The organism is Pararhodobacter aggregans, from assembly GCF_003075525.1.
In the GTDB taxonomy this organism is placed as follows: Bacteria; Pseudomonadota; Alphaproteobacteria; order Rhodobacterales; family Rhodobacteraceae; genus Pararhodobacter; species Pararhodobacter aggregans.
This window is the reverse complement of sequence record NZ_QDDR01000015.1, coordinates 48,193-73,884: the sequence shown is the minus strand read 5'-3', so window position 1 is coordinate 73,884 and position 25,692 is coordinate 48,193. Positions and strand designations below refer to the sequence as shown.

Here is a 25,692-nt window from a genome sequence, read left to right as displayed (position 1 = left end):
CGAGCCCCGGCAGGCGGCGGGTCCGGCGCCGGGCCTCACGGCCAGAGCGGCGCGCCCTCCAGCCCCGCGGTCTCGGGCAGGCCGACCATCAGGTTCGCGTTCTGCACCGCATGGCCCGCCGCCCCCTTGCCGAGGTTGTCCACCACCCCCAGCGCCATCACCAGATTGCGCGCGGGATCCGCGGCATAGCTGACGAAGGCGAGGTTCGAGCCGCTCGCCCATTTGCTCTGCGGCGGCTGGTCGGTCACCCGGACGAAGGGCCGCTCGGCATAGAAGGCCCGCGCCGCCGCAAGGCATTCCCCGGTCGTGGCCCGGCCGCGGGCGTAGGTCGTGACCAAAAGGCCCCGGGTCATCGGCACCAGATGCGGCGTGAACACCAGCCCCGCGGCGCTGCCCCGGCCCAGTTGGGCGATGGTCGTTTCCATTTCGGGCATATGGACATGATGGAGCAGGCCGTAGGGGATCAGGGTCTCGTTGGTCTCGGCAAAGCCGAAACGGCCGTCGCCACCACCCCGCCCGGCGCCGGAAATGCCGGTCTTGGCGTCGATCACGATGTTGGCCGGGTCGATCAGCCCGGCCGCCAGCAGGGGCGCCAGCGCGGTCAGGGTCGCCACCGGAAAGCAGCCCGGGTTGGCGACGCGGCTCTGCCCCGCGATCCGCTCGGGCCAGACATCGGCCAGCCCATAGGTCCAGCCCGCGACATGGCGGTGATCGCCGCCGATATCGACGATCTTCACGCTGGCCGGAACGCGGGCCAGGGCGTCGGCCGACCGGCCGGTGGGCAGCGAGGCGAAGAGCAGGTCAAGCTCGGGCAGCGCCTCGGGATCCCATTTCCGGATCACGAGATCGGCCAGCGCGCGCGGCACGCCCGGGAAGCGGTCGATCAGGCGCGCGCCGGCGCTGCCGTCGCCCGCGGCGTAGACAAGGTCGAACGAGGGGTGGCCGGCGATCAGGCGCAGCGCTTCACCGCCGCCAAAACCGCTGATGCCGACGATGCCGGTGCGAATGCTCATGAGGATCTTCCTTGGTTCGGGACAGGGAAAGCCCCCGGAGCCGAGGGCTGCGGGGGTTCAGGAACGCGGATCGGAGGGGCTTCGTCCGGGGTGCCTATGAAAGGCAGGCAACCACGCCAGAAACCGCTGGCCGACGCGCAACCCGAAGAGCCGCCGTCTTGGGGCGGATTCGGCGTCGATCAAACAGGGTCTGGTTCTTGAACATGCGCGCAGGCATGGCGGCGGCGAGGGGTTCTGTCAAGCGTATTGGCGGGGCGCGGGGGGTGTGGGGATGGTCAGGGGCGAGGGGGCAACAGGGGGGCTCGCCATGGAGGGGGTCTGAGTGCGCCGTGTCATGGCGACGTTCCGAGGGGAGGGCCCTGCGGCAGGGGGCACGATACGGGGTAGCAGATCGAGCGGCTGCCAGTTGAAATGTACAGAATTCTGTACTGCTTGTCGTGCGAAGCACGAAGCACGCTATGAACATCGTCAGCCACACGGAGGCGCGCAAGCATCTCAAATCCGTCTTGGATCATGCGATCCACGACAAGACCGAAACCGTGATTACCCGTGCGGGCAAGGAGGCGGTGGTGGTCGTCGGGAAGGAAGAATGGGATGCGATTCAGGAAACGCTCTACCTGCTGACCTCTCCGGCTAACGCCCGGCGCCTGCGGGACTCCATCGCCCAGCTGGACGCCGGGCGCGGGATGGAGCGAACTCTGAACGATGACGCTGATCTTCTCTGACGGCGCCTGGCAGGATTACCACCACTGGCGCAACAGCGATGCCAAGGTCTGTGAACGCCTGAACGCGTTGTTAGACGAGGCGTCGCGCACGCCTTTCAAGGGGACGGGAAAGCCGGAGCCCCTGAAGGGCGATCTGAGCGGCTGGTGGTCCCGGCGGATCACCCAGAGTGACAGATTGGTCTACCGGGTGTCGGGAAGCGGGCGAGAGCCGACCCTGGAAATAGCCCAGTGCCGCTATCACTATTGACGGGCAAGCTGCCTCGGCTTCCCGCCCAGTGCTCCGGTTCCGGCGTGTTCTGTCGCGTCCGGCAACCGCCGCTCCCTCATTCCACCCCGTCCACAAACGTCACGATCCCCGGCACCAGCGCCGGATGCAGGGGCAGGCTCGGGTCCAGGTACGTGGCATAGGGCTGGTCCGGGACGTCCTCCTTCAACAGATGCGTGCCACCCGGCAGCGGCAGGCGCCGGGCCTGCGGCATAGCCTCGGCCAGCAGGTCGGCGTCGCCGGTCGAGATCTGGATATCCCGGTCGCCCTGCACGATCAGCGCCGGGCCGTCCCAGCCCGTGGCCAGCGCCGCCGGGTCATGGGCGAAGAGGTCCATCATGTAGCGCTGCTGCCCCGCGGTGAAGAGCGCCTGCAAGGGGGCCGAGACGGTCGCCGGATCGCGGGTCTCTCCGGCTTCCAGCCCCTCGATCAGGCCGCGCATTTCCTCCAGGATCGGCGCATTGGCCGGGTTGGCCTCGACCTGTTCCATCATGATCCGCCCCAGGGGCCGCCCCGGGGCGGCCAGCAGGATCAGCCCGCAGAGCGCCTCGGGCGGTTCCTGCGCGGCGGCAAGCGCCACCAGCCCGCCCTCGGAATGCCCGGCCAGCCAGACGCAGGGCGCGAGGGTTGCGGCCTCCGCGACCCAGGCGCGGGCGTCTTCGGCATAGGCGGCGATGGTCACGTCATTGGGGTCGGCGATGGCGCCCTCGCTGCCATAAAACCCGCGCTTGTCGATGCGGAGCGAGGCGATCCCCCCGGCCACCAGCCCCTCGGCCAGCAGACGCAGCGTGTCGCTGCCCATGCCCAGCCCCGGCGAATTGCCGTCGCGGTCGGTGGGGCCCGAGCCCGGGATGATGACCAGCGCATGGGCCGCGCCGGGCACGGCGACGCGCTCGGCCTCCAGCGGCCCCGCCGGACCGGGGATCTGCACCGGATCGGCCAGCGCCAGCGTCGGCAGCAGCAGGGTAGCGAGAAGGGGGTGGATCAGGCCGCCCCGGCGGCTGGTCGTCTGTGGCCCGGGGGCGGTGTCGGCGTCGCGCATGAGGTCCTCCGTGATTCCCCGGGAAAGGTAACGGGTCGGAGCAGGAGGGGCAAAGCGGGTGGGCGAGGGGAGCGGATCGTGGATTCAGGGATTGACGGATATATGAAAATATGAAAAAAGGGATATATGGAGAATCCTGACGGCGGAGGTAAGGATGCCAACCATTGAAATTACCGACCTGGATTTCGCGCGCCTGCAAAAGATCGCGGTCCCGTTTGTGGACACGCCTGCCACGGTCTTCACCCGCGTCATGGACGCTTTCGAAAGCCTCGCGGCCCGCCGCCCCTCCGCTCCGAACCAAGCGCCTGATGTCACGATTTATTTCCACGACACCTTGCCCCCTTTGGCTCACACCAAGTTTCTGAGCGGGGCCTTTGATGGGGTGCAGCCCGACAAGATGACTTGGGATGCGATCCTGCGCCTTGCATTGGTGGCGGCGATGAAACAGGTGGGCTCCATTGCCGAACTTCGCCGAGTGTCGGGTGCCAATGTCGTCTCGGGGCAGAAATCCGATGACGGGTACAAATTTGTAACGGGGAACGGGTTTTCGTATCAGGGCGTCTCTGCCGAAGACGCGGTGAAGATCGTGTTCCGCTGCGCGCGGAGCCTGAAGGTCGATTTCACCGCCGAGTTCGAATGGCGCTCGAAGGACGAGGCCTATCGTCCGGGCGAGCGCGGTCGTCTCGAATATCGCGCCGCCTGACGGGCGAGGCGGAGGGGGCGGCCCTCACCCCCCCTTGATCTGCTGCATCAGGAAGACTTCGCTGTCGGGGGCCACGGGCATCTGGCGCCCGCCCGTCACCACCTCGCCGTCGACGGCGACCGACACGCCCGCCTCGATCACCGGGCCCAGCCCCGGATGCGCCTCGATCAGCGCGTCCAGGACCTGACCCACGGTCTTGGCCTCGACCTCGACCACCTCGGCGCCGTCGGTGAACTTGCGCAGCCCGGACCAGAGGTTGACCTCGACCATCAGCCTTTCGCCCGGATCGCCGCCAGCACCGCGGGCGGGTTCATCGGCAGCTTGCGCAGCCGCGCCCCCGTCGCCGCGTGGATCGCATTGGCCAGCGCCGGCAGCGGCGGCGTGATGCCCGTCTCGCCCACGCCCCGCACGCCGAAGGGATGGCCCGGGTTCGGCACCTCGACGATCACCGTGTCGATCATCGGCAGGTCCGAGGCCACCGGCATCCGGTAGTCCAGGAAGATCGGGTTCTGCAACCGCCCGTCCTGGCCATAGATATAGGCCTCGTTCAGCGCCCAGCCGATGCCCTGCGCGGCGCCGCCCTGGTACTGACCCTCGACATAGGCCGGGTGAATGGCCGTGCCCGCATCCTGCACCACCAGATAGCGCAGGACCTTGGTGTGGCCGGTCTCGGGATCGACCTCCACGTCCACCACATGCGTCCCGAAGGACGGCCCGGCGCCCGAAGGTGTCGATTCGTGGTGGCCCGAGATCGGACCGCCGGTCTTGCCCATCTCGGCAGCGATTTCCTTGATGGTCATCGGCTCGAACTTGCCGGCGTTCTCGCCCGCGGGATGGGCGGCGCCGTCCTTCCAGGTGACCGCCTCGGGGTCGATGTCCCATTTCTGGGCCGCGCGCTTGCACATCTCCTTGATGGCGCCCTGCGCCGCTTCCCACATCGCCTTGCCGCTGGCGAAGGTCGCACGCGAGCCATGGGTCGGCTCGTTCACGCCCAAAGCGCCGGTTTCGACGATGTTCACCCGGACGTTTTCGTAGGGAATGCCCAGCGTTTCCGCCGCCATCAGCGCGATCGAGGCGCGCGAGCCGCCGATATCCGGCGTGCCGACCGAGACCTGCGCGGTGCCGTCCTCGGTGATCGCCATCGAGACCGAGGTCTCGCCGCCATGGTTGAACCAGAAGCCCGACGCGACGCCCCGGCCCTGATTGGGGCCGAGTTCCACGGCATAGTTGGGATGGGCCTTGGCGGCTTCCAGCGTCTCGACCAGACCGATGCGCTTGTATTTCGGCCCGAAAGAGGCGCGGGTGCCCTCTTTCACGCCGTTCTTCAGCCGCACCTCGATCGGGTCGAGGCCGAGTTCGCGGCAGAGTTCATCCACCATGCTTTCCACCGCATAGGCCGCCATGGGCGAGCCCGGGGCGCGGTAGGCGGCGCATTTCGGGCGGTTGGCCAGAACCTCCCACCCGTGATGGCCAAGGTTCGGAATGTCGTAGCAGGCGAAGGCGCAGGACAGCGCCTCACCCACCGGCGAGGCACCGGGGAAGGGCCCGCCCTGCATGCGGAAATCGACGCGGGCGGCGGTGATCGTGCCGTCCTTCTTCATCCCCATCTTCACGTCCATGGACGCGGACGCCGTGGGGCCGGTCGCCCGCAGCACCTCGGCCCGGGTCATGACCATCTTGACCGGCCGGCCGCCCGCCTTCTTCGACAGCGCCAGCGGCAGGGGTTCCATGAAGATCGTCGTCTTGCCGCCGAAGCCGCCGCCGATTTCCGAGGGCGTCACGCGCAGTTGCGCGGGGTCGGTGCCGAGGACGGCCGAGCACATCTTGCGGATGTACCACTGGCCCTGGGTGCAGACCCACATCTCGCCCTTGCCGTCGGCGCCCATCTGGCCCACGGCGGCATGGGGCTCGATATAGCCCTGATGCGTGGCCTCGGTCGTGTAATGGGCGGAACGCACCACGTCGGCCTCGGCAAAGCCCGCGTCCAGATCGCCGCGCCCGAAGTCGATGTAGCGCGCGACGTTCGGGGCCGAGCCCTCGGGCACCGAATGGTCGGCGCAGCCGGGCAGGATGACCGGCGCATCGGGCTTCATCGCCTCATCGACATCGGTCACATGCGGCAGGACCTCGTATTCGACCTCGATCAGCTTCGCCGCGTCCTGGGCGATCAGCGCCGTGGTCGCCGCCACCGCCGCCACCGCGTGTCCGTCATAGAGGGCCTTCTCCCCGGCCAGCGTGTTTTCCTGCAGGTACAGGTCCTCGCCGGTCAGCCCGGTCGGCAGATCGGCCCGCGTCACCACCGCCTTGACGCCGGTCAGCGCCAGCGCCTTGGTCGCGTCGATCTTCACGATCCGCGCATGGGCATGGGGCGAGCGGACGACCGCGCCGTGCAGCATGTTCGGCAGGCTGAAATCCGCGCCATAGCGCGCGCGGCCCGTCACCTTGTCCAGACCGTCCGGGCGGTCCGGCGTGGTGCCGATCCAGGTGTAACCCTTGGTGATCTCGTCCTTCGCCATCACGCAGCCCCCCGCATTTCCGCCGCCGCGTCCTGAACGGCGCGGATGATCTTGTCATAGCCGGTGCAGCGGCAGAGGTTCCCCGCGAGCCAGAACCGGATCTCGGTCTCGGTCGGGTCGGGGTTCCTCTCCAGCAGCGCTTTCGCCGCCACCAGGAAACCCGGGGTGCAGAAGCCGCATTGCAGCGCCGCGTGTTCCACGAACTTGCGCTGCAGCGGGTGCAGATCGCCGTCCTTTGCCATGCCTTCGATGGTGGCGATCTCGGCGCCCTGCGCCTCGACGCCCAGGACCAGACAGGACGACACCAGCCGCCCGTTCAGCGTGACCGAGCAGGCCCCGCAATCGCCCGTGCCGCAGCCTTCCTTGGACCCCGTCAGCCCCAGATGGTCGCGCAGGCAATCGAGCAGCGTTTCGCGCGGATCGGCGAGGAATTCGACCTCATCGCCGTTCACGTTCGCGGTGACATGGATACGGCTCATTTCCCGGCCCTCTCATAGGCGATGACGGCAGCGCGGCGGGCCAGCACGCCCGCCACTTCGATGCGGAATTCCTTGGTCCCGCGCTTGTCGCTGATCGGCTTCGCCGCGGCCTCGGCGGCCCTGGTCAGCGCCGCCAGCGCCGCCTCGTCCAGCGTCGTGCCCTCGATGGCCTTGGCGCATGCGTCGACCAGCAGAACGGTCGGCGCCACGGCGCCCAGCGCGACGCGGGCGCTGACCACGCGGTCGCCATCGCGCACCAGCGAGACGGCGCAACCGACCACGGCGATGTCCATTTCCGTGCGCGGGATGAAGCGCAGATAGGCGTCGCCCGCGTGCTTGCCGCGGGGCGGCAGGGTGATGGCGGTGATGATCTCACCCGGTGCGAGCGTCGTCTTGCCCGGCCCCGCCGGGATCGCCTCGACCGCGATGTCGCGCGTGCCCTTCGGGCCTTGCACGGTGACGTTCGCACCGGCCGCGACCAGCCCCGGCACCGAATCCGCCGCCGGCGAGCCGTTGCACAGGTTCCCGGTCAGCGTCGCCCGGCCCTGTACCTGGGTCGAGCCGACCAGCTCCATCCCCTCGACCACGCCGGGCCAGTCGGCCACCAGCGCCTGATGCGCGCCGAGTTCGGCGCCCGAGACGGCGACGCCGATCCGCCAGCCGCCATCCTCAAGCCGGGTGATATCCCCGGTGCCGGGGATCTTCTTCAGGTCGATCAGATCGTCGGGGGTGACGAGGCCCGAGCGGAGCTGGACCAGAACATCGGTCCCTCCCGCCAGAAAGCGCGTCACACCGGACGCACCCGCGGCAATGCTCACCGCTTCCTCGAATGTTGCCGGGGCGTGGTAGCGCATCGGGCCTCCTGTTCGCCAACTGGGTTGCGCCAGAACGTACTCCGTTGAGCGGCGCTGTCGATACCCCTTCATAGGCTTCCGCCGCGTCGGCGGCTGGTCAGCACGCGACCACCAAGGCTTCCGAACCGGCAGGCGCGTGATCGCCCGGACCGCCAAACCCCCGTCATCAAACGGCTTTCACCCCGGCGGGCAAAAGTCTATCCTGCCCCTATGGGATGGGTCGGATGAGCACCTCGACAGATCGGCACCGGGACGGCGAGTTTTCCGACGATGCGTGGCTGAGCGTCTTGGCCGCCTATGACAAGACCTATGCGGAACTCGCCAGCCACCACGCCCTGCTGGAACGCCAGAACCAGGAATTGCAGACCCAGCGGCAGTTCATCGCCTCGATCCTCGAGGCGGTCAACGACATCATGGTGGTGCTGGGCCGCGACGCGCGGATCGAGGAAGCCAGCGCCTCCTTCGCCGCCGCCGTGCGCCGCGACCCGGCCGATCTGGCCGGCCTGCGCCTGAGCGATGTGTTCGACGCCGAGGGCGCCGCGCGTCTCGACGCAGCCCTGGCCGAGCTGAGATTGCAGCGCAGCGCCGCCCGCTTCGAGGCGAATGTCCTGACGCCCGAGGGGCCGGCACCCTTCGACATCGCGCTCTCGGCTCGGGTGAACGACCGGGGCCGCCTGATCGGTGCGGTGCTGATCGGCCGACCGCTGGCCGAACTGCGCCGCGCCTATTCGGAACTCGAAGCCAGCCACCGGCAGTTGAAAGAGGCGCAGATCCAGCTGGTGCGGAACGAGAAGCTCGCCTCCCTCGGCCGCCTGCTGGCCGGGGTCGCGCATGAACTCAACAACCCGATCAGCTTCGTCTATGCCTCGACCCATGCGCTGGACCGCTACGTCAGCCGGTTCGAAACCTATTTCGAAAGGGTGCAGGCGGGCGCGCCGCGCGAGGAGCTGGTGGCGCTGCGCGGCGAGCTGAAGCTGGAACGCGACCTGAAGAACCTGCGCGACGCGATCCACGGCGCCCGCGACGGGGCCGAACGGGTGCGCGACATCGTGGCCGACCTGCGCCGCCTCTCGGCCTCGGGCACCGGCGAGCGGGTGGCCTTCGATCTGGTCGACACCGCCCGCATCGCCGCCCGCTGGGTCGAGCGCGGCTCGAAAAGCGGGATCGAGGCGCAGTTCACCGGGCTGCCCAGCCTGATGGTGCGGGGCGTGCCCGGCCATATCCAGCAGATCGTCATGAATCTGGTGCAGAACGCGATGGACGCGATGAAGGGCCAGCCCGACGCGCGCCTGACCATCCATGTGGAGCGTCAGGGCCAAAGCGCCATCCTCTCCGTCAGCGACAACGGCCCCGGTGTGCCCGAGGCGCAGGCGACCTCGATCTTCGATCCGTTCTTCACCACCAAACCCGTGGGGCAGGGGACGGGCCTCGGCCTGTCCATCAGCCACAAGATCGCCGAGGAACACGGCGGGCGGCTGGCACTCTGCGCCGTGCCCGGGGCCTCGGGCGCCTGTTTCCGGCTCGACTTGCCGCTGGAGGAAGATCCATGAACGTGCTCTGGCTGCAATCGGCGGGCTGCGGGGGGTGCACCATGTCGCTCCTCTGCGCCGAGGACCCGAATGTCTTTGACCTGCTGGCCGATGGCGGGATCGAGTTCCTCTGGCATCCGTCCTTTTCGGAAGCCACCGGCGCCGAGGTCCGCCGCCTGCTGGAGGCGATCGAGCGCGGCGAGCAGGCGCTGGACGTGCTGGCGGTCGAGGGCTCCATCGCCACCGGCCCCAAGGGCACCGGGCGCTATCACATGCTGTCGGGCACCGGGCGCTCGATGCTCGATTGGGTGCGCAGCCTCGCGCCCATGGCCCGCGACGTGGTGGCGGTCGGCACCTGCGCGGCCTATGGCGGCATGACCTCGGCGGGGGGCAACCCCACGGGCGCCGTGGGCCTGCAATACGAGGGGCAGCTGGCGGGCGGGGCGCTCGACCCCAGTTTCCGCGCGCGCTCGGGGCGGGCGGTGATCAACATCGCCGGTTGTCCGACGCATCCCGGCTGGGTCTCGGAAACCCTGCTCTTGCTGGCCGAGGGGCGGCTGGGCGAGGCCGATCTCGACGATTACGGGCGGCCCCGGCTTTATGCCGACCATCTGGTGCACCACGCCTGCACCAAGAACGAATTCTACGAATACAAGGCCAGCGCCCGGGAACTCTCGCAACTGGGCTGCATGATGGAGCATCTGGGCTGCGTCGGCACGCAAGCCGTGGGCGATTGCAACATCCGGGCCTGGAACGGCGAGGGGTCGTGCACCCGGGCGGGCTATCCCTGCATCGCCTGCACCAGCCCCGAATTCGAGGAACCCCGCCACCCGTTCACCGAGACGCCGACCATCGCCGGGATCCCGGTGGGCCTGCCGTCGGACATGCCGAAGGCCTGGTTCATGGCCCTGGCCTCGCTGTCCAAGGCCGCCACGCCCAAGCGCATCGGCGTCAACGCCGTTTCGGACCGCATCCGCGTCCCGCCGGGCCAGAAGGCGCCGCGCTCGTGACGCGGCAGCTGCTGGTCGGGCCCTTCAACCGGGTCGAGGGGGATCTGGAAGTCTCGCTGACGGTCCGCGGCGGACAGGTGGCCGAGGCGCGGGTCAATTCGCCCCTGTTTCGCGGCTTCGAGATGATGCTGCTGGGCAAGGACCCGCGCGACGCGCTGACCATCACGCCGCGGATCTGCGGCATCTGCTCGGTCAGCCAGTCGGCCGCCGCCGCGCTGGCCCTGGCCGACGCCGCGGGGGCCAAGCCCACGCCACAGGGGGCGCTGGCGGCGGCGATCCTGCACGGGGTCGAGAATCTCGCCGATCACGTCACCCATTTCGCCCTCTTCTTCATGCCCGATTTCGCCCGCCCGGCCTATCAGGGCCGCGACTGGCACGAGGCGGCGGTGACCCGCTTCACCGCCATGCAGGGCTCGGCCGCCCGGCGGTTGGTCGAGGCGAGGGCGCGCCTTCTGCACATCGCCGGCATTCTGGGCGGCAAATGGCCGCATACGCTGGCCATCCAGCCCGGCGGCGTGACCAAGGCGCCCGATGCCCGCGACCGGGTGCGGATCATTGCCACGCTGCGCAGCTTCCGCCGGGCGCTGGAGGAGACGATCTTCGCCGCGCCGGTCGAGGATTTCGCGGCGCTTGCGACGCTTTCGGAGCTTGAGGCGTGGTCATCGGGCGATGCCGGCCTCTTCCTGCGCATCGCCCGCGATCTGGGGCTGGCGGGCATGGGGCAGGGGCCCGGCCGCTATCTGTCCTACGGCGCCTATCCGCTGGAGGGCGGCCGCGCCTCGCGTCCGGGCGTGCTGGCGGACGGGGGGCTCAGTCCCTTCGATCCGGCGCAGGTGACCGAGGATCTGAGCCACGCCTGGATGCTGGGCGAGACCGCGCATCCCGCCCGGGGCCACACGGTGCCCGACGAGGACATGCGCCCGGCCGCCTATTCCTGGTGCAAGGCGCCGCGGCTGGCGGGGCAGGTGGTCGAGGTCGGCGCCTTGGCCCGGCAAGCCGTCGACGGACATCCCTTGGCGCTGGCGCTGGCGGCCGAGCGCGGGGTCCGCGCCCGCGTCGCCGCGCGGCTCCTGGAAATCGCCCGGACCCAGCTTTTGCTCGAGGATTGGGCGCAGGCGCTGGACCCGGGCGCCCGCTTCCTCGATCCCTTCGAACTGCCCCGCCACGGCGAGGGCGTGGGGCTGGTCGAGGCCGCGCGCGGCGGGTTGGGCCATTGGCTGAGCATCGAGAACCACCGCATCGCCGGCTATCAGATCGTGGCGCCGACCACCTGGAACTTCTCGCCCCGCGACGGCGCGGGGGTGCCCGGCGCGCTGGAAGCCGCGCTGGTCGGCGCGCGGGTGGAGGAGGGCGAGGAGACGCCCCTCTCGGTCCAGCACATCGTCCGCAGTTTCGACCCCTGCATGGTCTGCACGGTGCATTGATGGGGGGGCTGGCGCAAAGCGGCCCGGGCACGCTCCCACCCGCCCACCCCGCGCGCCCGGGCCGCCCCGGCCTTGGCGCTTGGGGCAGGCCCCGGGGGCGCGCCGCCCCCCGGACCCCCCGGGCGTATTTTGGGCAAAGTGATTGGGAAGGGGGGGCACTGGCGGGGCCGCATGCTCTTGACCATCTTCGTTCTCTAAATATCCTCCAGGGGGTCCGGGGGATGGAAAATCCCCCGGGGTCTGCCACGGGCACCCACGCCTCGATCGAAGCACCCGTAGGATGCGCAATCTGCGCATCGCGCCCGCGTCAGGTTTCGCCCGGTAGGGTGCGTGCTTGCACGCACCATCCTGCCGCCCCGGGACCAAGCCCCTGATGGGCCGCCGCATCCGCGTCAGGGGCCAGGTGCAGGGCGTGGGCTTCCGGCCCTTCGTCTGGCAATTGGCCGAACGCTTGGGCATCACCGGCAGCGTCCGGAACGATGCCGAGGGCGTGCTGATCCTCGCCGAGGGCCCCGGGCTCGACGCCTTCGAGGCCGCGCTCAGGGCCGAGGCGCCGCCCCTTGCGCGGGTCGATGCCGTCGAGAGCAGCGAGGCCGAGGTCCGTGCCCGCGATTTCACCATCGAGGCCTCGGGCCCGAAGGGTGCCGAGACCGCCGTCACACCGGACGCCGCCACCTGCGGGGCCTGTGCCGCCGAGGTCCGCGAGCCGGGGCGCCGGCGGGGCTATGCCTTCACCAATTGCACGCATTGCGGGCCGCGCTTCACCATCCTCACGGGTCTGCCCTATGACCGCGCCCAGACCACCATGGCGCCCTTCCCGCTCTGCGCCGCGTGCCGGGCGGAATACGAGGATCCCGCCGATCGTCGCTTCCATGCCCAGCCTGTGGCCTGCCCGGAGTGCGGGCCGCGGCTGTGGCTGGAGCCTGCCGCCGAGGACCCGATTACCGAGGCCGCCCGACGCCTGCTTGCCGGTGAAATCCTGGCGATCAAGGGCCTCGGCGGCTTCCACCTCGCCTGCGATGCGACCAACGCGCAGGCCATCGCCACGCTGCGCGCCCGCAAGCACCGCCCGACCAAGCCGCTGGCCCTGATGGCGCCGCTGGCCCTGATCCACGCCCACGCGACGCTCACGCCCGACGCCGAGGCGCTGCTCGCCGATCCCGCCGCGCCCATCGTCCTGCTGCCCCATCGCGGCACCCTGCCGGGGGCGCTGGCCCCCGGGCAGGCCACCCTCGGCTGGATGCTGCCCTACACGCCCCTTCACCACCTGCTGCTGGACGCCACCGGGCGGCCGCTGGTCATGACCTCGGGCAACCTCACGGGCGAGCCGCAGGTGATCGGCAACGCGGAGGCGCGCGAAAAGCTGGCCGCCTTCGCCGATGCCTTCCTCATGCACGACCGCGACATCGCCCGCCGCCTTGACGATGGCGTCGAACGGCTCACCACTCAGGGCCGCATGGTCCTGCGTCGGGCCCGGGGCCGGACGCCCGGCACGCTGGCGCTGCCACGGGGCCTGCCGGACACGCCGGTCACGGCCTATGGCGGGCAACTCAAGGCCGCGATCTGCCTGACCAAGAACGGCCGCGCGCTGCTGTCGCACCATCTGGGTGACCTCGACGACGCGCTGACGCTCGGCGAATTCCTCAAGGCCGATGCCGATTACGCGGCGCTTTTCGCCCACCGCCCGAAGGCCATCGCCGTGGACCTGCACCCCGATTTCCGCGCCTCGCGCCATGGGGCGGAGCGGGCGGAAACCCTTGGCGTGCCCCTGATCCGCGTCCAGCACCACCACGCCCATATGGCCGCGGCGCTGGGCGAGGCAGGGTGGCGGGGCGGGAGTGCGGTGGGCGTGATCCTCGACGGGCTGGGGCTGGGCGAGGACGGGACACTCTGGGGCGGCGAAATCCTGCTGGGGGATTACGCCCGGGTCCGCCGCGCCGCGCATCTGGCGCCCGCGCCCTTGCCTGGCGGCGACCTCGCGCAACGGGAGCCCTGGCGGAACGCGCTGATGCGGCTGGATCAGGCGGGGCTGTCCGATCTGGCCGACCGGCTGTTCCCCGACCAGCCGCGGGCGATGCTCCGCCGGGCCGCCGCCGGGGGCCTCAACGCGCCGCTCAGCAGCTCGGCCGGGCGGCTCTTCGATGCGGTGGCGGCGATGCTGGGGATCGCGCCGGCGCGGCTCAGCTACGAGGGCGAGGCGGCAATGGCGCTGGAGGCGCTTGCCGCGCAGTACCCGGACGCGCCGGGCTATGCTTTCGGGCTGGACCTCGCCTCGCTCTTTCCGCAGATCGCCCGCGACCTGCCCGACACGCCGCCCGCCCTCATCGCTGCCCGCTTCCAGAACGGGCTCGCCCTCGCCATCGCCGACGCCACGCGGCGCATCGCCGACGAGGCCGGAACCCGCACCATCGCCCTCTCGGGCGGTTGCTTCCAGAACGCGGGGCTGCTGGAGGCGACCTGCGCCGCGCTCGACGGCTACAGCCTTTGCCTGCCGCGCGAGGCGCCCGCCAATGACGGCGGGCTTGCCTTCGGCCAGGCGCTGGTCGCGCTGGCGCGGCTGGAAAGCGCCTGACCAGCCCCGGGCCAGCCTGACCGCGCCCTTTCCGCCAGCGACTTTTGTTGTGAGCGCAAACACCTGCGCAACCCCCTGACCCCGCAGCACTTTCCCGACCGGGGCAAAGACTGCCGCTTTTCCATGCGAATACCGTCGCATGCATTCATCCTCTGCATCGGGAGGGTGCGCCACGGGGTCGCACCGGACATCAACCGCGATGGGGGAGGAGCGGCCTTGAGCCAGATCGAGACCTTCTACGACGTGATGCGCAAGCAGGGGATCACCCGGCGGAGCTTCATGAAATACTGCTCGCTGACGGCGGCGGCGCTGGGCCTGGGCCCCGCCTTCGTGCCGAAGATCGCCCATGCGATGGAGACCCTGCCGCGCACGCCGGTGATCTGGGTGCACGGGCTCGAATGCACCTGCTGCTCGGAGAGTTTCATCCGCTCGGCCCATCCGCTGGCGGGGGACGTGGTGCTGTCGATGATCTCGCTCGATTACGACGACACGCTGATGGCGGCGGCGGGGCATCAGGCCGAGGCGGCGCTCAGGGATACCATCGAACGTTACCGGGGCAATTACATCCTCGCCGTCGAGGGCAATCCGCCGCTGAACGAAGACGGGATGTATTGCATCGTCGGCGGCAAGCCCTTCGTCGAGCAGCTGCGCGAGGCGGCCGAACACGCCAAGGCGATCATCAGTTGGGGCGCCTGCGCCTCCTATGGCTGCGTGCAGGCCGCCCACCCGAACCCGACCCGCGCCGTGCCGGTGCATCAGGTCATCACCGACAAGCCGATCATCCGCGTCCCGGGCTGTCCGCCCATCGCCGAGGTGATGACCGGCGTCATCACCTATATGCTGACCTTCGACCGGCTGCCGGAACTGGACCGTCAGGGCCGCCCGGCCATGTTCTACGGCCAGCGCATCCACGACAAATGCTACCGCCGGCCCCATTTCGACGCGGGCCAGTTCGTCGAAAGCTGGGACGACGACAACGCGCGGCGCGGCTATTGCCTCTACAAGATGGGGTGCAAGGGGCCGACCACCTACAACGCCTGCTCGACCATCCGCTGGAACGAGGGCGTCAGCTTCCCGATCCAGTCGGGCCACGGCTGCATCGGCTGCTCGGAGGACGGGTTCTGGGATCAGGGCTCGTTCTATGACCGGGTGACCGACCTGACCCAGTTCGGGGTCGAGGCGAATGCCGATCAGGTCGGCATGGCCGCCGCCGGGGCCGTGGCGGGGGGCATCGCGCTGCACACCGCCATCTCCGCCCTGCGCTCGGCGCAGAAGAAGGTTCAGGACCGTCCCAGCACGGCCAAGGAAGAGGCGTAACCCATGGTCATCCAGACCCCCAACGGCTTCTCGCTGGACAATTCCGGCCGCCGCATCGTCGTCGATCCCGTGACCCGCATCGAGGGCCACATGCGCTGCGAGGTGAACGTCGACGAGAACGGCGTGATCCGCAACGCCGTCTCCACCGGCACCATGTGGCGCGGGCTCGAGGTCATCCTGCGCGGCCGCGACCCGCGCGACGCCTGGGCCTTCACCGAGCGGATCTGCGGCGTCTGCACCGGCACGCATGCGCTGACCAGCGTGCGCGCGGTCGAGGATGCGCTGGGGATCACCATCCCCGAGAACGCCAACTCGATCCGCAACATGATGCAGCTGAACCTGGAGATCCACGACCACGTCGTGCATTTCTATCACCTGCACGCGCTGGATTGGGTCAATCCGATCAACGCCTTGCGCGCCGATCCCCGCGCCACCTCGGAATTGCAGCAGGCGGTCTCGCCCTCGCATCCGATGTCCTCGCCGGGGTATTTCCGCGACGTGCAGGCGCGGCTCAGGGCCTTCGTGGAATCCGGGCAGCTGGGCCTCTTCAAGAACGGCTATTGGGACAACCCGGCCTATAAACTGCCGCCCGAAGCCGACCTGATGGCGACTGTCCATTACCTTGAGGCGCTGGATCTGCAGAAGGAGATCGTCAAGGTCCACACCATCTTCGGCGGCAAGAACCCGCATCCGAACTGGCTGGTCGGCGGCGTGCCCTGCCCGATCAACATGCATTCGACCGGCGCGGTCGGGGCGATCAACATGGAGCGGCTGAACCTCGTCTCCTCGATCATCCAGAAATGCACGGATTTCGTGAACAACGTCTATATCCCGGACGTGGTCGCCATCGGCGGCTTCTACAAGACCTGGCTCTATGGCGGCGGGCTCTCGTCCAAGGCCTGCCTCGCCTATGGCGACATCCCCGAGCATCCGAACAATTTCGATCCCGCGCAGCTCTATCTGCCGCGCGGCGCGATCATCAACGGCAACCTGAACGAGGTGCACGAGGTCGATGTCCGCGACCCCGAGCAGATCCAGGAATTCGTGGATCACTCGTGGTACGAATACGGCCAGCCGGGGCAGGGCAAGCATCCCTGGGACGGCGAGACCAGCCCGCGCTACGAACTGGGGCCCAACGCCCGGGGCACGCGGACCAATATCGAGGAGCTGGACGAGGCCGCGAAATACTCGTGGATCAAGGCGCCGCGCTGGCGGGGCCATGCGATGGAGGTCGGGCCGCTCGCCCGCTACATCGTCGGCTACGCCCAGGGGCACGAGGATATCACCAACCAGATCAACGGCTTGCTGCGGACGATGGATCTGCCGGTCGAGGCGCTCTTCTCGACGCTGGGCCGCACCGCCGCCCGGGCGCTGGAGGCGGAATATTGCGCCCGCCTGCAACGGCACTTCTTCGACAAGCTGGTCGCCAACATCCGCAACGGCGACCAGAGCACGGCCAATGTGGCGAAATGGGACCCTTCCACCTGGCCGCGCGAGGCCCGGGGCGTCGGCATGACCGAGGCCCCGCGCGGGGCGCTGGGGCACTGGATCTCGATCAAGGATGGCAAGATCGAGAATTACCAATGCGTCGTGCCGACCACCTGGAACGGCTCGCCGCGCGATGCGCAGGGCAATATCGGCGCCTTCGAGGCCTCGCTCATGGACACGCCGATGGAGCGTCCCGACGAGCCGGTCGAGATCCTGCGCACGCTGCACAGCTTCGATCCGTGCCTCGCCTGTTCGACGCATGTCATGTCGCCCGACGGTCAGGAACTGACCTCGGTCAAGGTCCGCTGAGGGAGGAATCCATGAAGAAACTTGCACTTGCCGCCGCGCTGGCGCTGACCGCCGCCCCCGCCCTGGCCCATACCGGCCATGGCGACGCCTCGGGCTTCGAACACGGCTTCCTGCACCCGCTGACCGGGCCCGATCACCTGCTGGCCATGCTGGCGGTGGGGCTCTGGTCGGGCTTCGTGCTACCGCATCGCGTCTGGGCGGGGGCCGCCGCCTTCCTCTCGGCGATGGCCCTCGGCGCCGCGCTGTCGTGGTCCGGCGTGCCGATCCCGAATGTCGAGACCTGGATCACCCTCTCGGTCGCCGTCTTCGGCCTGCTGACCGTCTTTGCCCGCCGTGGCCAGCCCCGGGCCATCACCGGCCTTTCGCTGGCAGCCATCGCCCTCTTTGCCGCCTGCCACGGCCACGCCCATGCGACCGAGGCAGCGGGCGATGCCCTGGGCTACCTGGCCGGCTTCCTGATCGCGACAGCCGGGCTGCATGTCGCCGGCATCGCCCTGGCACGCGCCGCCGCCAGCGGTCGCTTCGCCCGGGTGATGCAGACGCTGATGGGCGCCGGGATCACGGCCGGTGGCCTGCTGCTGATCGCGGGGTAGGGCGATGACCGACCTCTCGCATGACCCGGCCGCCGGGCTCGAGGCCTCGCGCCTCACCGGCGACGCCACCGAAAGCGATCTGGCCTCGGTCAGGAAGCGCACCTCGGTCTATGTCTACGAGGTGCCGGTGCGGCTGTGGCACTGGATCAACGCGGCCTGCATCATGGTGCTGGTCGTCACCGGCTACCTGATCGGCCGCCCGTTGCCCTCGATGCAGATCGCCGAGGCCACGCATCAATTCGTCTTCGGCTACATCCGTTTCGCGCATTTCGCCGCCGGGATGATCCTGACCGCGGGCTTTTTCGGCCGCATCTACTGGGCCTTTGTCGGCAATCACCACGCCCGGCAGATGTTCTACCTGCCGGTGCACCGCAAGGCCTGGTGGCGGGAAGTCTGGCACGAGATCCGCTGGTACGCCTTCCTCGAACGCACGCCGAAGAAATACGTCGGCCACAACCCGCTGGCGCAGATCGCCATGTTCTTCTTCATGACGGTCGGGCTGACCTTCATGATCGTGACGGGTTTTGCCATGTATGCCGAGGGCGCGATGCAGGGCGGCTGGCTCGATTTCCTGTTCGGGCCGCTCCGGGAATGGATCGGCAATTCCATGGTCCTGCACCAGATCCACCGGCTGGGCATGTGGGCGATCGTGGTCTTCATGCTGATCCACATCTACGCCGCGATCCGCGAGGATATCCTGTCCCGGCAATCCATGGTCTCGACCATGATCTCCGGGCACCGGACCTTCAAGGATGACCGGGCCGATTGACCGGCGCCTCGTCCGTGCGACCTGAAACGGGCCCCTGCGGGGGCCCGTCTTTCGTTAATGCCCGACCGAGTTGCGCCGGCCCTGGACCATGCGCTCCGCGAACCAGCCGACCAAACCCCGCGTCCCCGGGGGCAGGCTGCGCGGCCCGGCGGTGAAGCGCCCGCGCTCCACATCGCAGATGGCGACGGGGTAGGGGGTGGTGAAGGGCATGTCGGCGACGACAGGCGGGGCGGCTCGGTTGCGCATGGCGGGTCTCCTGGCAGGCAGTCTTTCAGGCAGGGTTAACGGCAGCAGGTATGGGAACAACGCAAGCGGAATCATAAGGTTCCGCCCGGGGGCGCCGCCAATCCCGAGCCCGTGAATGCCGGGAATGTGTAAGCGGCGTGACGAGTCGGCTTTCCGGCCGGGAGGGTAAGATGGAAAGAAAGTATCCGATTGTGGCGAGAATTGAGATATTGCTAACCGCTGAATTTCCCGGAACTCCGCATAAATCCCCTGAAAATTCATTGAAAACAACACCCTGGATCCCTTTTTTCAGAATGCTGAAAAAACCGCCTGACCGGGGCCGAAAAGGGTAGTTTTACTTCCATCCAGCAGCGGAAACTCCGGTTCCGCCCGCCAGAGAGGGAGGCTCCATGGCACAACGCGCGCTCATTCTGGGCATCGGCAACCTGTTGTGGGCCGACGAGGGTTTCGGCGTCCGCTGCGTCGAACATCTGGCCGAGACGCTGGAATTCGACGCCCCGGTGACGGTTCTCGACGGCGGCACGCAGGGCCTCTACCTGCTGCCCTTCCTCGAAGACCACGACCTGATGGTGGTCTTCGACGCGGTGGATTACGGGCTGGACCCCGGCACGATGAAGGTGGTCGAGGGCGAGGAAGTGCCCACCTTCATGGGCGCCAAGAAGATGTCCCTGCACCAGACCGGCTTTCAGGATGTGCTGGCCACCGCGCGGCTGATGGATTGCCACCCGGCGGAAATCGTCCTGATCGGCTGCCAGCCCGAGGAGCTGGAGGATTACGGCGGCGGCCTCCGCGCCCCAGTCGCCGCCCGCGTGCCCGAGGCCGTCGCCATCGCCGCCCGCTGGCTGGCCGCGCGCGGCATCGCCTCGCGCCCCGGCCGCACGCCGACCGGCGATCTTGCCGATCCCGCGCTGCGCCAATCCGCCTATGAGGACGGCCGCCCCTCGGCCGAGGAAGCCTGCCGCATCGGCGACGCCCGTTTCCTGCCGGGGGCCTGAGCCATGTGCGTCGGCATCCCGCTGCAGATCACCGCCGTCGACGGCACCAACGCCACCGGCCACGACGGCAGCCATATCGACCTGTCGCTGACCGGCACCCAACCCGTCGGCACCTGGGTGCTGGGCTTCCTTGGCGCTGCGCGCGAGGTGATCTCGGCCGAGGAAGCCGCGCTCATCACCAAGGCGCTGGACGGGATGCGCCGGGTCATGGCCGGGGGCGAATTGGGTGACGCCTTCGCCGATCTCGAGGCCCGCACGCCGCAATTGCCGCCCCATCTGCAAGCCGCGCTCGACGCGGGCCAGACCGAAGCCTGAACGCACCCCTGAGGAGGCCCCCTTGTCCCACCCGCTGATCGACCGCCTGACCACCGAGTTCCGCTACCCGCTGTTGCAGGACGAGGCGGCGCTCAGCGCCTTCACCTGCGCGGCCGGGGCCCATGTCCTGTTCATCCCGGGCGATGTGGCGCGCAACCTCGAAACCCCGGATGTGGCCGTGATCCTGCCGGAACTGAAAGCCGCCTTCCAGCACGCCTTCGACTGCGCCGTGGTCGGCGACAGCCTGGAAAAGCTGGTGCGCGAGGCGACCGGGGTCTTCAAGACGCCCTCGCTGATCCTCTACCGCGACGGGCGCTTCATCGGCGGCATTCCCAAGGTGCGGGACTGGTCCGATTACGTCGCCCGGCTCTCGCATTACCTCTCCACCGAAAACGCCTGAGGGTCCCATGGTCTCGAACTTCCACCTGCCGCCCTCCGGCTTCGGCCCCGGCTCGCAACCCGTGCCCGAGGATGGCGAGGATCTGCATTACCTCGACATGCCGGCCAAGATGCACACCTATGCGCCGCAACTCCCCGATATCGAACTGACCGAGGATCTGGCCCCCGCCATCGCCATCCTCGACGCCGTGGTCGCTGCCGCGACGCGGGTCTCCGCCAGCCTGATCGCCGAGCGCTTCGACCTGACCGGCCTCGACCCCGCCAACCGCCGTCTGGTGGCCGAGGTGCTGCGCGAGGGCGAGGTCTCGGTCAAGGTGCGCGGCCTGCCGCCCGTCCGGGTGCAGGAAAGCGTCTTCGCCGGGATCTGGCGGGTGCAGGGCGCGGGCGAGGACTGGATCGAGGTCGCGCCGGTGCCCGCCATCGCCGTGACCCGCGCCTTCGAACCGCTGCGCCGGGGGCAGGAGGTGGCGCCGGGCCCGGGCGTGGTCAACGCGCCCGCGCTCTGGTCCGAACTTGTCGACAAGAGCGCGGACGCCGGGGGCGAGTTGCACGTCATCAACCTGACCCTGCTGCCGCACACGCCCGAGGATCTGGACTGGCTGGACGCCCGGCTGGGCGAGGGCTCGTCCGACATCCTGTCGCGCGGCTATGGCAATTGCCGGATCCGCGCCACCGCGCTGCCCCGGGTCTGGCGGGTGCAGTTCTACAATTCGCAGGACCAGCTGATCCTCGACACCTTCGAGGTCACCGCCATGCCCGAGGTGGTCCTCGCCGCGCCCGAGGATCTGGCCGACAGCGCCAAACGGCTGAATGACGTGCTGGAGGCGGTGCGATGAGCGGGTTCGAAGGCTCCTACGGTGGCCATGCCGCCCGGATCAGCCCGCAGGCGGTGATGGAATGCAAGATCTGCTGGTCGGTCTATGACCCGGCGCTGGGCGACGCCACGCGCCAGATCGACCCCGGCACCGCCTTCACCGAGCTGCCGGGCGATTGGTCCTGCCCGACCTGCTCGGCGGATCCGCACCAGTTCATGGTGCTGCGCGATCCGGGCGCCGAGCGGCATCTGGAAGCGCTGCGCATCAGGGCCGCGACCGAGCGGCTGGTGACCGATTTCACCGAGGTCTGGCACGGCAAGATGCGCGACGTGCCGCTGGTCAACAAGGCGCTAAGGGTCGAGGCCGTGGGCTTTCGCCTGCATGAGGACATGATGCTGGGCGTGCTGATCTCGCCGTGGTTCATGAACCTGATTCTCCTGCCCGACGCGCAGGATTGGTCGGGGCTGGTGGCGGGGCAGAAAGAGGTCGTGGATTTCCCCTCGGGCGCCTATGAATTCATCCATAATTCGCGGGAAATGACCGGGGGGTACAAGGCCTGCTCGCTCTTCTCGCCCATGGCGCAGTTCACCCGCCAGCAGGATGCGGTCGATGTGGCGCAAGCGGTGATGGCGGCGCTGTTCGATCCGGCCCATCTGGCCGAGACCGACCGCAAGGCCGACATCCGTGCGGCGCGCGAGGCGGCGCTGGCGCCCGAGCCCGAGGCGGTGGAGCCCGCCATCCCGTCCCGCCGCGCCGTCATCACCGCCGGGCTTTCGGGTCAGGCGTGATGCACGCGGCGCGCCTCCACGCCCGTCCGGGCCCGGCCATGCCCGTCGCGGCGATGGTCCTCGGCGCGCGGGTCGAGGTGGCGGCGGCGCTGCTGCCCCGGGTCTTCAACCTCTGCCGTCACGCGCAGGCGCAGGCGGTGGCGCTGGCGCTGGGGCACCCCCTGCCGCCCGGCGGGGACGAGATCCTGCGCGACCATCTGCTCAAGTTTTTCGTGACCTGGCCCGCGCATCTGGGGCAGGGCGCCCGCCCGCTGCCCGCCGGTTGGGCGAGCGATCCCGCCGCCGTCCGGGCGGCGGTCTTCGGCCCGGCAGGCCTGCCCGCGCGTCCCGCCGAGATGACGGATTTCCTCGTCTCGGGCCAGGGCGCCGCCCCGGTCCTGCGCGCCATCGACCGCGCCTTTCCGGGCCGCGAGGGCGTGACGGCGGCGCTGCCCTTCGCCGATGCCAGCAATCTCTGGACCGGCGCCCCGATCGAAAACTCGCCCGCCGCCCGCCACGCCCATCGCCCCGCGCTGGCGGCGGTCGAGGCTACCCATGGCCGCGGCCCCCTCTGGCGCGCCGCCGCCCGGCTCTTCGACATCGCGTCACTGCTGGATCACACCCTGCCGCCCTCCGAAAGCCCCGCCCCGGGCGAGGCGCTGGTGCCCGCCACCCGGGGCCTCTACGGCCTGCGCCTGCGGGCCCCGGACGGCATCGTCACATCCTTTGCCCGCGTCACGCCCACCGACAGCCTGCTGGTCCCGGGCGGGGTGCTCGCGCAATCGCTGGCCAGCCTCGATGCCGCCCGCGCTGGACAGGCGGCGCTGCTTCTGGACATTCTGGACCCCTGTGCGCCGGTCAAGCTGACCCGGGAGGCGATCCATGCATGAAATGTCCCTCGCCGAAGGCATCCGCCGGATCGTCGATCAGGCCACCGACCGGCCCGACGTGACCCGCGTGACCCGCGTCCGGCTGGAAATCGGCCGCTTCGCCGGGGTGGAAAAACGGGCGCTCGCCTTCGCCTGGGAGGTCGTGATGCGCGGCTCCAAGGCCGAGGGCGCGGCGCTGGAAATGCTGGATCTTCCGGGGCTTGCGCTGTGTTATGACTGCGGCAAGACGGTCGAGATCCACGAGCGGCTGGACCCATGCCCCTTGTGCGGGGGCGGTCGGCTGATGCCCGAAGCGGGCGATGAAATGCGGATCAAGGATTTGGAGGTGATCTGATGTGCACGGTATGCGGATGCAGCGATACGGTAACGGCGGACGGCAAGGCAATGGGCCATTCCCATTCCCATTCCCATTCCCATTCCCACGACCACAACCACGACCACAACCACGACCACAACCATGACCACCACCACCACGACCACCACCATTACGGCCAGGGCGAGGCCGGGGTCTCGGTCCCCGGCATGTCGCAATCCCGCCTGATCGAGGTCGAAACCGCGATCCTGTCGCAAAACGACAGCTACGCCGCCCAGAACCGCCGCATCCTCAAGGCGCTCGACGTCTTGGCGCTGAACCTCGTCTCCTCGCCCGGCTCCGGCAAGACGACCCTCCTGTGCGAGACCATCAAACGGCTGGGCGACGCCCCGCTGGCGGTGATCGAGGGCGACCAGCAGACCCAGAACGACGCCGACCGCATCCGCGCCACCGGCGCCCGGGCGGTGCAGATCAACACCGGCAAAGGCTGCCATCTGGACGCGCATATGGTCGGACACGCGCTGGACGACCTGCGGCTGCGGCAGGGCGCGTACCTGTTCATCGAGAATGTCGGCAACCTCGTCTGCCCCGCCGCCTTTGACCTCGGCGAGGATTGCAAGGTGGCGATCCTCTCGGTCACCGAAGGCGAGGACAAGCCGTTGAAATACCCCGACATGTTCACCGCCGCCCGGCTCGCCATCCTCAACAAGATCGACCTCGCGCCGCATTGCGACGTGGACCTCGACCTTTACGAGGCGAACCTGCGCCGGGTGAATCCGGGGATCGAGATCATCGGCCTTTCCGCCCGGACGGGCGAGGGGATGGAGACCTGGCTCGCCTGGCTGAAGGCCCGCCTCGCCGACAAGGCCGCGTGATGGCCAAGACCCTGCCCACCATCCTGGTCGTCGATGACGAGCCGCATTCGGTCGCCGCCATGCGCATGGCGCTGGAAGACGATTTCACAATCCTTGAAGCGCAGGACGCGGCCGAGGCCTGGGCGCTGATGGAGGAGCATTGGGTCCAGGTCGTCGTCTCGGACCAGCGGATGCCGGGCAAGACGGGCATCGAACTCTTGACCGAGATCCGCGACCGCTGGCCCGAGACGGTGCGCATCATCGTCACCGGCTATACCGAAACCAACGACATGATCCAGGCCATCAACGAGGCCGGGATCTATCAGTTCATCACCAAGCCCTGGCACCCGGACCATCTGCTGATGGCGGTCCGCAACGCCGCGCGCCTTTTTGAGCTGAACCGCGACCACGAGCGCATGACGCTGGAGATGCGCTATCTCGGCAGTTCCGCCTCGGCCAAGCTGGACGAGCGGCGGCGGATGCTGCAGGCGGGGCTGGGGTTCGACAAGGTGCTGCGGGGCCCCCATTCCAGCCTGAACGCCACGATCCAGCTGGCCCGGCAATTCGCCAGTTTCGACGTGCCGGTGCTGATCCAGGGCGAGGCCGGCACCGGCAAGACGGAACTGGCGCGGGCCATGCATTACGGCTCGCTCCGCGCCGACCGGCCGTTCTATGAGCTGAATTGCGTGGGCCTGCCGGATGAGGTGCTGGAGGTCGAGCTTTTCGGCATCAAGCGCGGCGCGGTGCAGGGGCTGGCGCAGACCAAGGTGGGCCTGCTGCAAAAGGCCGACCGGGGGACGGTTTTCCTGAACGGCGTCGATGCGCTGAGCCCCGCGATGCAGATTGCGCTCCTGCGCGTCGTGACCGAGGGCGCCTATCAGCCGGTCGGCGGGCGCGAGACGCTGACCTCGGGCGCGCGGCTCATCACCGGGGCGCATCGCGACCCGCTGGACCTGATGGCCGAGGGGACGTTCCGCGCGGACCTCTACTATGCGCTGGCCGTGACCGTCTTGCAGGTGCCGCCCTTGCGCGCGCGTCAGGGCGACATCGCCCTGATTGCCGAGCGTTTCCTACACGAACTGGCCTCCGCCCATGGCAAGCCCGCGCGCGGTTTCAGCCCGGCGGCGCTCGAGTTTCTGGAAAGCTACGACTGGCCCGGCAACCTGCCGGAATTGAAGAACGAGGTGACGCGGATGCTGATCCTCGCCCAGCAGGTGACCTTGGGCCCTGAGATCATCTCGCGCCACATCCTGATGGCCGCCCCGGGGGATGAGGGCGCCGACCGCACTGCCACGCTGGTCGGCGCGCTGGAGGGCACGCTCAAGGACCGGGTCGAGGTGATGGAGATGCGGATCCTGCGCGAGACGCTGACCCGCCTCAAATGGAACAAGAGCCGCGCCGCCGCCGAACTCGGCCTCTCCCGCGTCGGGCTGCGGGCCAAACTGGACCGCTACGGCATCGAGCCGCATGCCGTCACCGAGGAGGATTGA

At 69.0% G+C, this 25,692-nt stretch carries 27 protein-coding genes; 20 read left to right on the top strand and 7 right to left on the bottom strand.

What is annotated here, in order from left to right; genetic code table 11:
* Positions 1-35: 35 nt before the first annotated feature.
* Positions 36-1,013, bottom strand: coding sequence for an N-acetyl-gamma-glutamyl-phosphate reductase (gene argC, locus DDE23_RS21715; RefSeq protein ID WP_107750129.1), 978 nt, complete (start codon positions 1,011-1,013; stop codon positions 36-38).
* 458 nt (positions 1,014-1,471) lie between these two features.
* Here argC and DDE23_RS21710 point away from each other — a divergent pair, with 458 nt between their 5' ends.
* Positions 1,472-1,738, top strand: a complete 267-nt coding sequence (locus tag DDE23_RS21710; protein ID WP_107750130.1) for a type II toxin-antitoxin system Phd/YefM family antitoxin — start codon at positions 1,472-1,474, stop codon at positions 1,736-1,738.
* Complete coding sequence (locus DDE23_RS21705) at positions 1,719-1,985, top strand: Txe/YoeB family addiction module toxin (RefSeq protein WP_107750131.1); 267 nt, start codon at positions 1,719-1,721, stop codon at positions 1,983-1,985. The genes DDE23_RS21710 and DDE23_RS21705 overlap by 20 nt, the downstream gene beginning before the upstream one ends.
* 76 nt (positions 1,986-2,061) lie before the next feature.
* Here the strand turns inward: DDE23_RS21705 and DDE23_RS21700 are convergent, their stop codons facing one another.
* A complete protein-coding gene (locus tag DDE23_RS21700) occupies positions 2,062-3,045 on the bottom strand; it encodes an alpha/beta hydrolase (RefSeq protein WP_107750132.1) in 984 nt (327 codons plus the stop codon).
* Positions 3,046-3,199: 154 nt separating this feature from the next.
* On the opposite strand from DDE23_RS21700, the gene DDE23_RS21695 reads away from it, so the two are divergent.
* Positions 3,200-3,748: a T4SS efffector SepA family protein gene (locus tag DDE23_RS21695; RefSeq protein WP_107750133.1), complete on the top strand. Its 549-nt coding sequence runs from the start codon at positions 3,200-3,202 to the stop codon at positions 3,746-3,748.
* 24 nt (positions 3,749-3,772) lie between these two features.
* Here the strand turns inward: DDE23_RS21695 and DDE23_RS21690 are convergent, their stop codons facing one another.
* Genes DDE23_RS21690 through DDE23_RS21675 form a run of 4 tightly spaced genes read right to left on the bottom strand, consistent with a single transcriptional unit; the run spans position 3,773 to position 7,597 of the window.
* The gene (locus DDE23_RS21690; RefSeq protein WP_107750134.1) at positions 3,773-4,018 is read right to left on the bottom strand and encodes a MoaD/ThiS family protein; all 246 of its coding nucleotides are present in this window, start codon (positions 4,016-4,018) and stop codon (positions 3,773-3,775) included.
* On the bottom strand, positions 4,018-6,264 hold the full coding sequence (locus tag DDE23_RS21685; protein ID WP_107750135.1) for a xanthine dehydrogenase family protein molybdopterin-binding subunit: 2,247 nt from the start codon (positions 6,262-6,264) through the stop codon (positions 4,018-4,020). Before DDE23_RS21685 ends, DDE23_RS21690 begins: the two co-directional genes overlap by 1 nt.
* Positions 6,264-6,743, bottom strand: coding sequence for a (2Fe-2S)-binding protein (locus DDE23_RS21680; RefSeq protein WP_107750136.1), 480 nt, complete (start codon positions 6,741-6,743; stop codon positions 6,264-6,266). The genes DDE23_RS21685 and DDE23_RS21680 overlap by 1 nt, the downstream gene beginning before the upstream one ends.
* Positions 6,740-7,597, bottom strand: coding sequence for an FAD binding domain-containing protein (locus DDE23_RS21675; protein WP_107750137.1), 858 nt, complete (start codon positions 7,595-7,597; stop codon positions 6,740-6,742). The genes DDE23_RS21680 and DDE23_RS21675 overlap by 4 nt, the downstream gene beginning before the upstream one ends.
* A 224-nt stretch (positions 7,598-7,821) precedes the next feature.
* Between DDE23_RS21675 and DDE23_RS21670 the strand changes: the two genes are divergently transcribed.
* The 8 genes from DDE23_RS21670 to cybH all read left to right on the top strand — a co-directional run bounded on the left by DDE23_RS21670 (position 7,822) and on the right by cybH (position 18,608).
* Positions 7,822-9,147: a sensor histidine kinase gene (locus DDE23_RS21670; RefSeq protein ID WP_107750138.1), complete on the top strand. Its 1,326-nt coding sequence runs from the start codon at positions 7,822-7,824 to the stop codon at positions 9,145-9,147.
* Positions 9,144-10,136: an NADH-quinone oxidoreductase subunit B family protein gene (locus DDE23_RS21665; RefSeq protein ID WP_107750139.1), complete on the top strand. Its 993-nt coding sequence runs from the start codon at positions 9,144-9,146 to the stop codon at positions 10,134-10,136. Before DDE23_RS21670 ends, DDE23_RS21665 begins: the two co-directional genes overlap by 4 nt.
* Entirely contained in the window at positions 10,133-11,560 is a 1,428-nt protein-coding gene (locus DDE23_RS21660; RefSeq protein WP_107750140.1) for a nickel-dependent hydrogenase large subunit, read from the top strand. Before DDE23_RS21665 ends, DDE23_RS21660 begins: the two co-directional genes overlap by 4 nt.
* Positions 11,561-11,933: 373 nt before the next feature.
* Positions 11,934-14,132 (top strand): carbamoyltransferase HypF, encoded by a 2,199-nt coding sequence (hypF, locus tag DDE23_RS21655; RefSeq protein ID WP_107750141.1) that lies wholly within the window; start codon positions 11,934-11,936, stop codon positions 14,130-14,132.
* Between the two features lie 216 nt (positions 14,133-14,348).
* The gene (locus tag DDE23_RS21650) at positions 14,349-15,449 is read left to right on the top strand and encodes a hydrogenase small subunit (RefSeq protein ID WP_107750142.1); all 1,101 of its coding nucleotides are present in this window, start codon (positions 14,349-14,351) and stop codon (positions 15,447-15,449) included.
* 3 nt (positions 15,450-15,452) lie between these two features.
* Positions 15,453-17,246, top strand: coding sequence for a nickel-dependent hydrogenase large subunit (locus DDE23_RS21645; RefSeq protein ID WP_107750143.1), 1,794 nt, complete (start codon positions 15,453-15,455; stop codon positions 17,244-17,246).
* 11 nt (positions 17,247-17,257) lie between these two features.
* Positions 17,258-17,839 carry a HupE/UreJ family protein gene (locus DDE23_RS21640; RefSeq protein WP_107750144.1) on the top strand — a complete coding sequence of 194 codons (582 nt, stop codon included), beginning with the start codon at positions 17,258-17,260 and terminating at the stop codon, positions 17,837-17,839.
* Positions 17,840-17,843: 4 nt separating this feature from the next.
* Entirely contained in the window at positions 17,844-18,608 is a 765-nt protein-coding gene (gene cybH, locus DDE23_RS21635; protein ID WP_107750145.1) for a Ni/Fe-hydrogenase, b-type cytochrome subunit, read from the top strand.
* Between the two features lie 54 nt (positions 18,609-18,662).
* Here the strand turns inward: cybH and DDE23_RS21630 are convergent, their stop codons facing one another.
* Entirely contained in the window at positions 18,663-18,854 is a 192-nt protein-coding gene (locus tag DDE23_RS21630) for a hypothetical protein (RefSeq protein ID WP_107750146.1), read from the bottom strand.
* Positions 18,855-19,243: 389 nt separating this feature from the next.
* Here DDE23_RS21630 and DDE23_RS21625 point away from each other — a divergent pair, with 389 nt between their 5' ends.
* Genes DDE23_RS21625 through DDE23_RS21585 form a run of 9 tightly spaced genes read left to right on the top strand, consistent with a single transcriptional unit; the run spans position 19,244 to position 25,692 of the window.
* Entirely contained in the window at positions 19,244-19,849 is a 606-nt protein-coding gene (locus DDE23_RS21625) for a HyaD/HybD family hydrogenase maturation endopeptidase (RefSeq protein ID WP_107750147.1), read from the top strand.
* 3 nt (positions 19,850-19,852) lie between these two features.
* Entirely contained in the window at positions 19,853-20,164 is a 312-nt protein-coding gene (locus DDE23_RS21620; protein ID WP_107750148.1) for a HypC/HybG/HupF family hydrogenase formation chaperone, read from the top strand.
* 22 nt (positions 20,165-20,186) lie between these two features.
* Entirely contained in the window at positions 20,187-20,564 is a 378-nt protein-coding gene (locus DDE23_RS21615; RefSeq protein ID WP_107750149.1) for a thioredoxin domain-containing protein, read from the top strand.
* Positions 20,565-20,571: 7 nt separating this feature from the next.
* Positions 20,572-21,399 carry a hydrogenase expression/formation protein gene (locus tag DDE23_RS21610; RefSeq protein WP_107750150.1) on the top strand — a complete coding sequence of 276 codons (828 nt, stop codon included), beginning with the start codon at positions 20,572-20,574 and terminating at the stop codon, positions 21,397-21,399.
* Complete coding sequence (gene hybE / locus DDE23_RS21605) at positions 21,396-22,166, top strand: [NiFe]-hydrogenase assembly chaperone HybE (RefSeq protein WP_107750151.1); 771 nt, start codon at positions 21,396-21,398, stop codon at positions 22,164-22,166. Before DDE23_RS21610 ends, hybE begins: the two co-directional genes overlap by 4 nt.
* Positions 22,167-22,204: 38 nt before the next feature.
* Positions 22,205-23,035: a hydrogenase expression/formation protein HupK gene (locus tag DDE23_RS21600; protein ID WP_238150083.1), complete on the top strand. Its 831-nt coding sequence runs from the start codon at positions 22,205-22,207 to the stop codon at positions 23,033-23,035.
* Positions 23,028-23,369 (top strand): hydrogenase maturation nickel metallochaperone HypA, encoded by a 342-nt coding sequence (hypA, locus tag DDE23_RS21595; protein WP_107750153.1) that lies wholly within the window; start codon positions 23,028-23,030, stop codon positions 23,367-23,369. Before DDE23_RS21600 ends, hypA begins: the two co-directional genes overlap by 8 nt.
* Complete coding sequence (gene hypB / locus DDE23_RS21590; RefSeq protein WP_107750154.1) at positions 23,369-24,223, top strand: hydrogenase nickel incorporation protein HypB; 855 nt, start codon at positions 23,369-23,371, stop codon at positions 24,221-24,223. The genes hypA and hypB overlap by 1 nt, the downstream gene beginning before the upstream one ends.
* Entirely contained in the window at positions 24,223-25,692 is a 1,470-nt protein-coding gene (locus DDE23_RS21585) for a sigma-54-dependent transcriptional regulator (protein ID WP_107750155.1), read from the top strand. Before hypB ends, DDE23_RS21585 begins: the two co-directional genes overlap by 1 nt.

Excerpts from the sequence above, each read along its gene's own strand:
- argC (WP_107750129.1), bottom strand. The coding sequence starts at position 1,013 with ATGAGCATTCGCACCGGCATCGTCGGCATCAGCGGTTTTGGCGGCGGT.
- DDE23_RS21710 (WP_107750130.1), top strand. The coding sequence starts at position 1,472 with ATGAACATCGTCAGCCACACGGAGGCGCGCAAGCATCTCAAATCCGTC.
- DDE23_RS21705 (WP_107750131.1), top strand. The coding sequence starts at position 1,719 with ATGACGCTGATCTTCTCTGACGGCGCCTGGCAGGATTACCACCACTGG.
- DDE23_RS21700 (WP_107750132.1), bottom strand. The coding sequence starts at position 3,045 with ATGCGCGACGCCGACACCGCCCCCGGGCCACAGACGACCAGCCGCCGG.
- DDE23_RS21695 (WP_107750133.1), top strand. The coding sequence starts at position 3,200 with ATGCCAACCATTGAAATTACCGACCTGGATTTCGCGCGCCTGCAAAAG.
- DDE23_RS21690 (WP_107750134.1), bottom strand. The coding sequence starts at position 4,018 with ATGGTCGAGGTCAACCTCTGGTCCGGGCTGCGCAAGTTCACCGACGGC.
- DDE23_RS21685 (WP_107750135.1), bottom strand. The coding sequence starts at position 6,264 with ATGGCGAAGGACGAGATCACCAAGGGTTACACCTGGATCGGCACCACG.
- DDE23_RS21680 (WP_107750136.1), bottom strand. The coding sequence starts at position 6,743 with ATGAGCCGTATCCATGTCACCGCGAACGTGAACGGCGATGAGGTCGAA.
- DDE23_RS21675 (WP_107750137.1), bottom strand. The coding sequence starts at position 7,597 with ATGCGCTACCACGCCCCGGCAACATTCGAGGAAGCGGTGAGCATTGCC.
- DDE23_RS21670 (WP_107750138.1), top strand. The coding sequence starts at position 7,822 with ATGAGCACCTCGACAGATCGGCACCGGGACGGCGAGTTTTCCGACGAT.
- DDE23_RS21665 (WP_107750139.1), top strand. The coding sequence starts at position 9,144 with ATGAACGTGCTCTGGCTGCAATCGGCGGGCTGCGGGGGGTGCACCATG.
- hypF (WP_107750141.1), top strand. The coding sequence starts at position 11,934 with ATGGGCCGCCGCATCCGCGTCAGGGGCCAGGTGCAGGGCGTGGGCTTC.
- DDE23_RS21645 (WP_107750143.1), top strand. The coding sequence starts at position 15,453 with ATGGTCATCCAGACCCCCAACGGCTTCTCGCTGGACAATTCCGGCCGC.
- DDE23_RS21640 (WP_107750144.1), top strand. The coding sequence starts at position 17,258 with ATGAAGAAACTTGCACTTGCCGCCGCGCTGGCGCTGACCGCCGCCCCC.
- cybH (WP_107750145.1), top strand. The coding sequence starts at position 17,844 with ATGACCGACCTCTCGCATGACCCGGCCGCCGGGCTCGAGGCCTCGCGC.
- DDE23_RS21630 (WP_107750146.1), bottom strand. The coding sequence starts at position 18,854 with ATGCGCAACCGAGCCGCCCCGCCTGTCGTCGCCGACATGCCCTTCACC.
- DDE23_RS21625 (WP_107750147.1), top strand. The coding sequence starts at position 19,244 with ATGGCACAACGCGCGCTCATTCTGGGCATCGGCAACCTGTTGTGGGCC.
- DDE23_RS21620 (WP_107750148.1), top strand. The coding sequence starts at position 19,853 with ATGTGCGTCGGCATCCCGCTGCAGATCACCGCCGTCGACGGCACCAAC.
- DDE23_RS21610 (WP_107750150.1), top strand. The coding sequence starts at position 20,572 with ATGGTCTCGAACTTCCACCTGCCGCCCTCCGGCTTCGGCCCCGGCTCG.
- hybE (WP_107750151.1), top strand. The coding sequence starts at position 21,396 with ATGAGCGGGTTCGAAGGCTCCTACGGTGGCCATGCCGCCCGGATCAGC.
- DDE23_RS21600 (WP_238150083.1), top strand. The coding sequence starts at position 22,205 with ATGCCCGTCGCGGCGATGGTCCTCGGCGCGCGGGTCGAGGTGGCGGCG.
- hypA (WP_107750153.1), top strand. The coding sequence starts at position 23,028 with ATGCATGAAATGTCCCTCGCCGAAGGCATCCGCCGGATCGTCGATCAG.
- hypB (WP_107750154.1), top strand. The coding sequence starts at position 23,369 with ATGTGCACGGTATGCGGATGCAGCGATACGGTAACGGCGGACGGCAAG.
- DDE23_RS21585 (WP_107750155.1), top strand. The coding sequence starts at position 24,223 with ATGGCCAAGACCCTGCCCACCATCCTGGTCGTCGATGACGAGCCGCAT.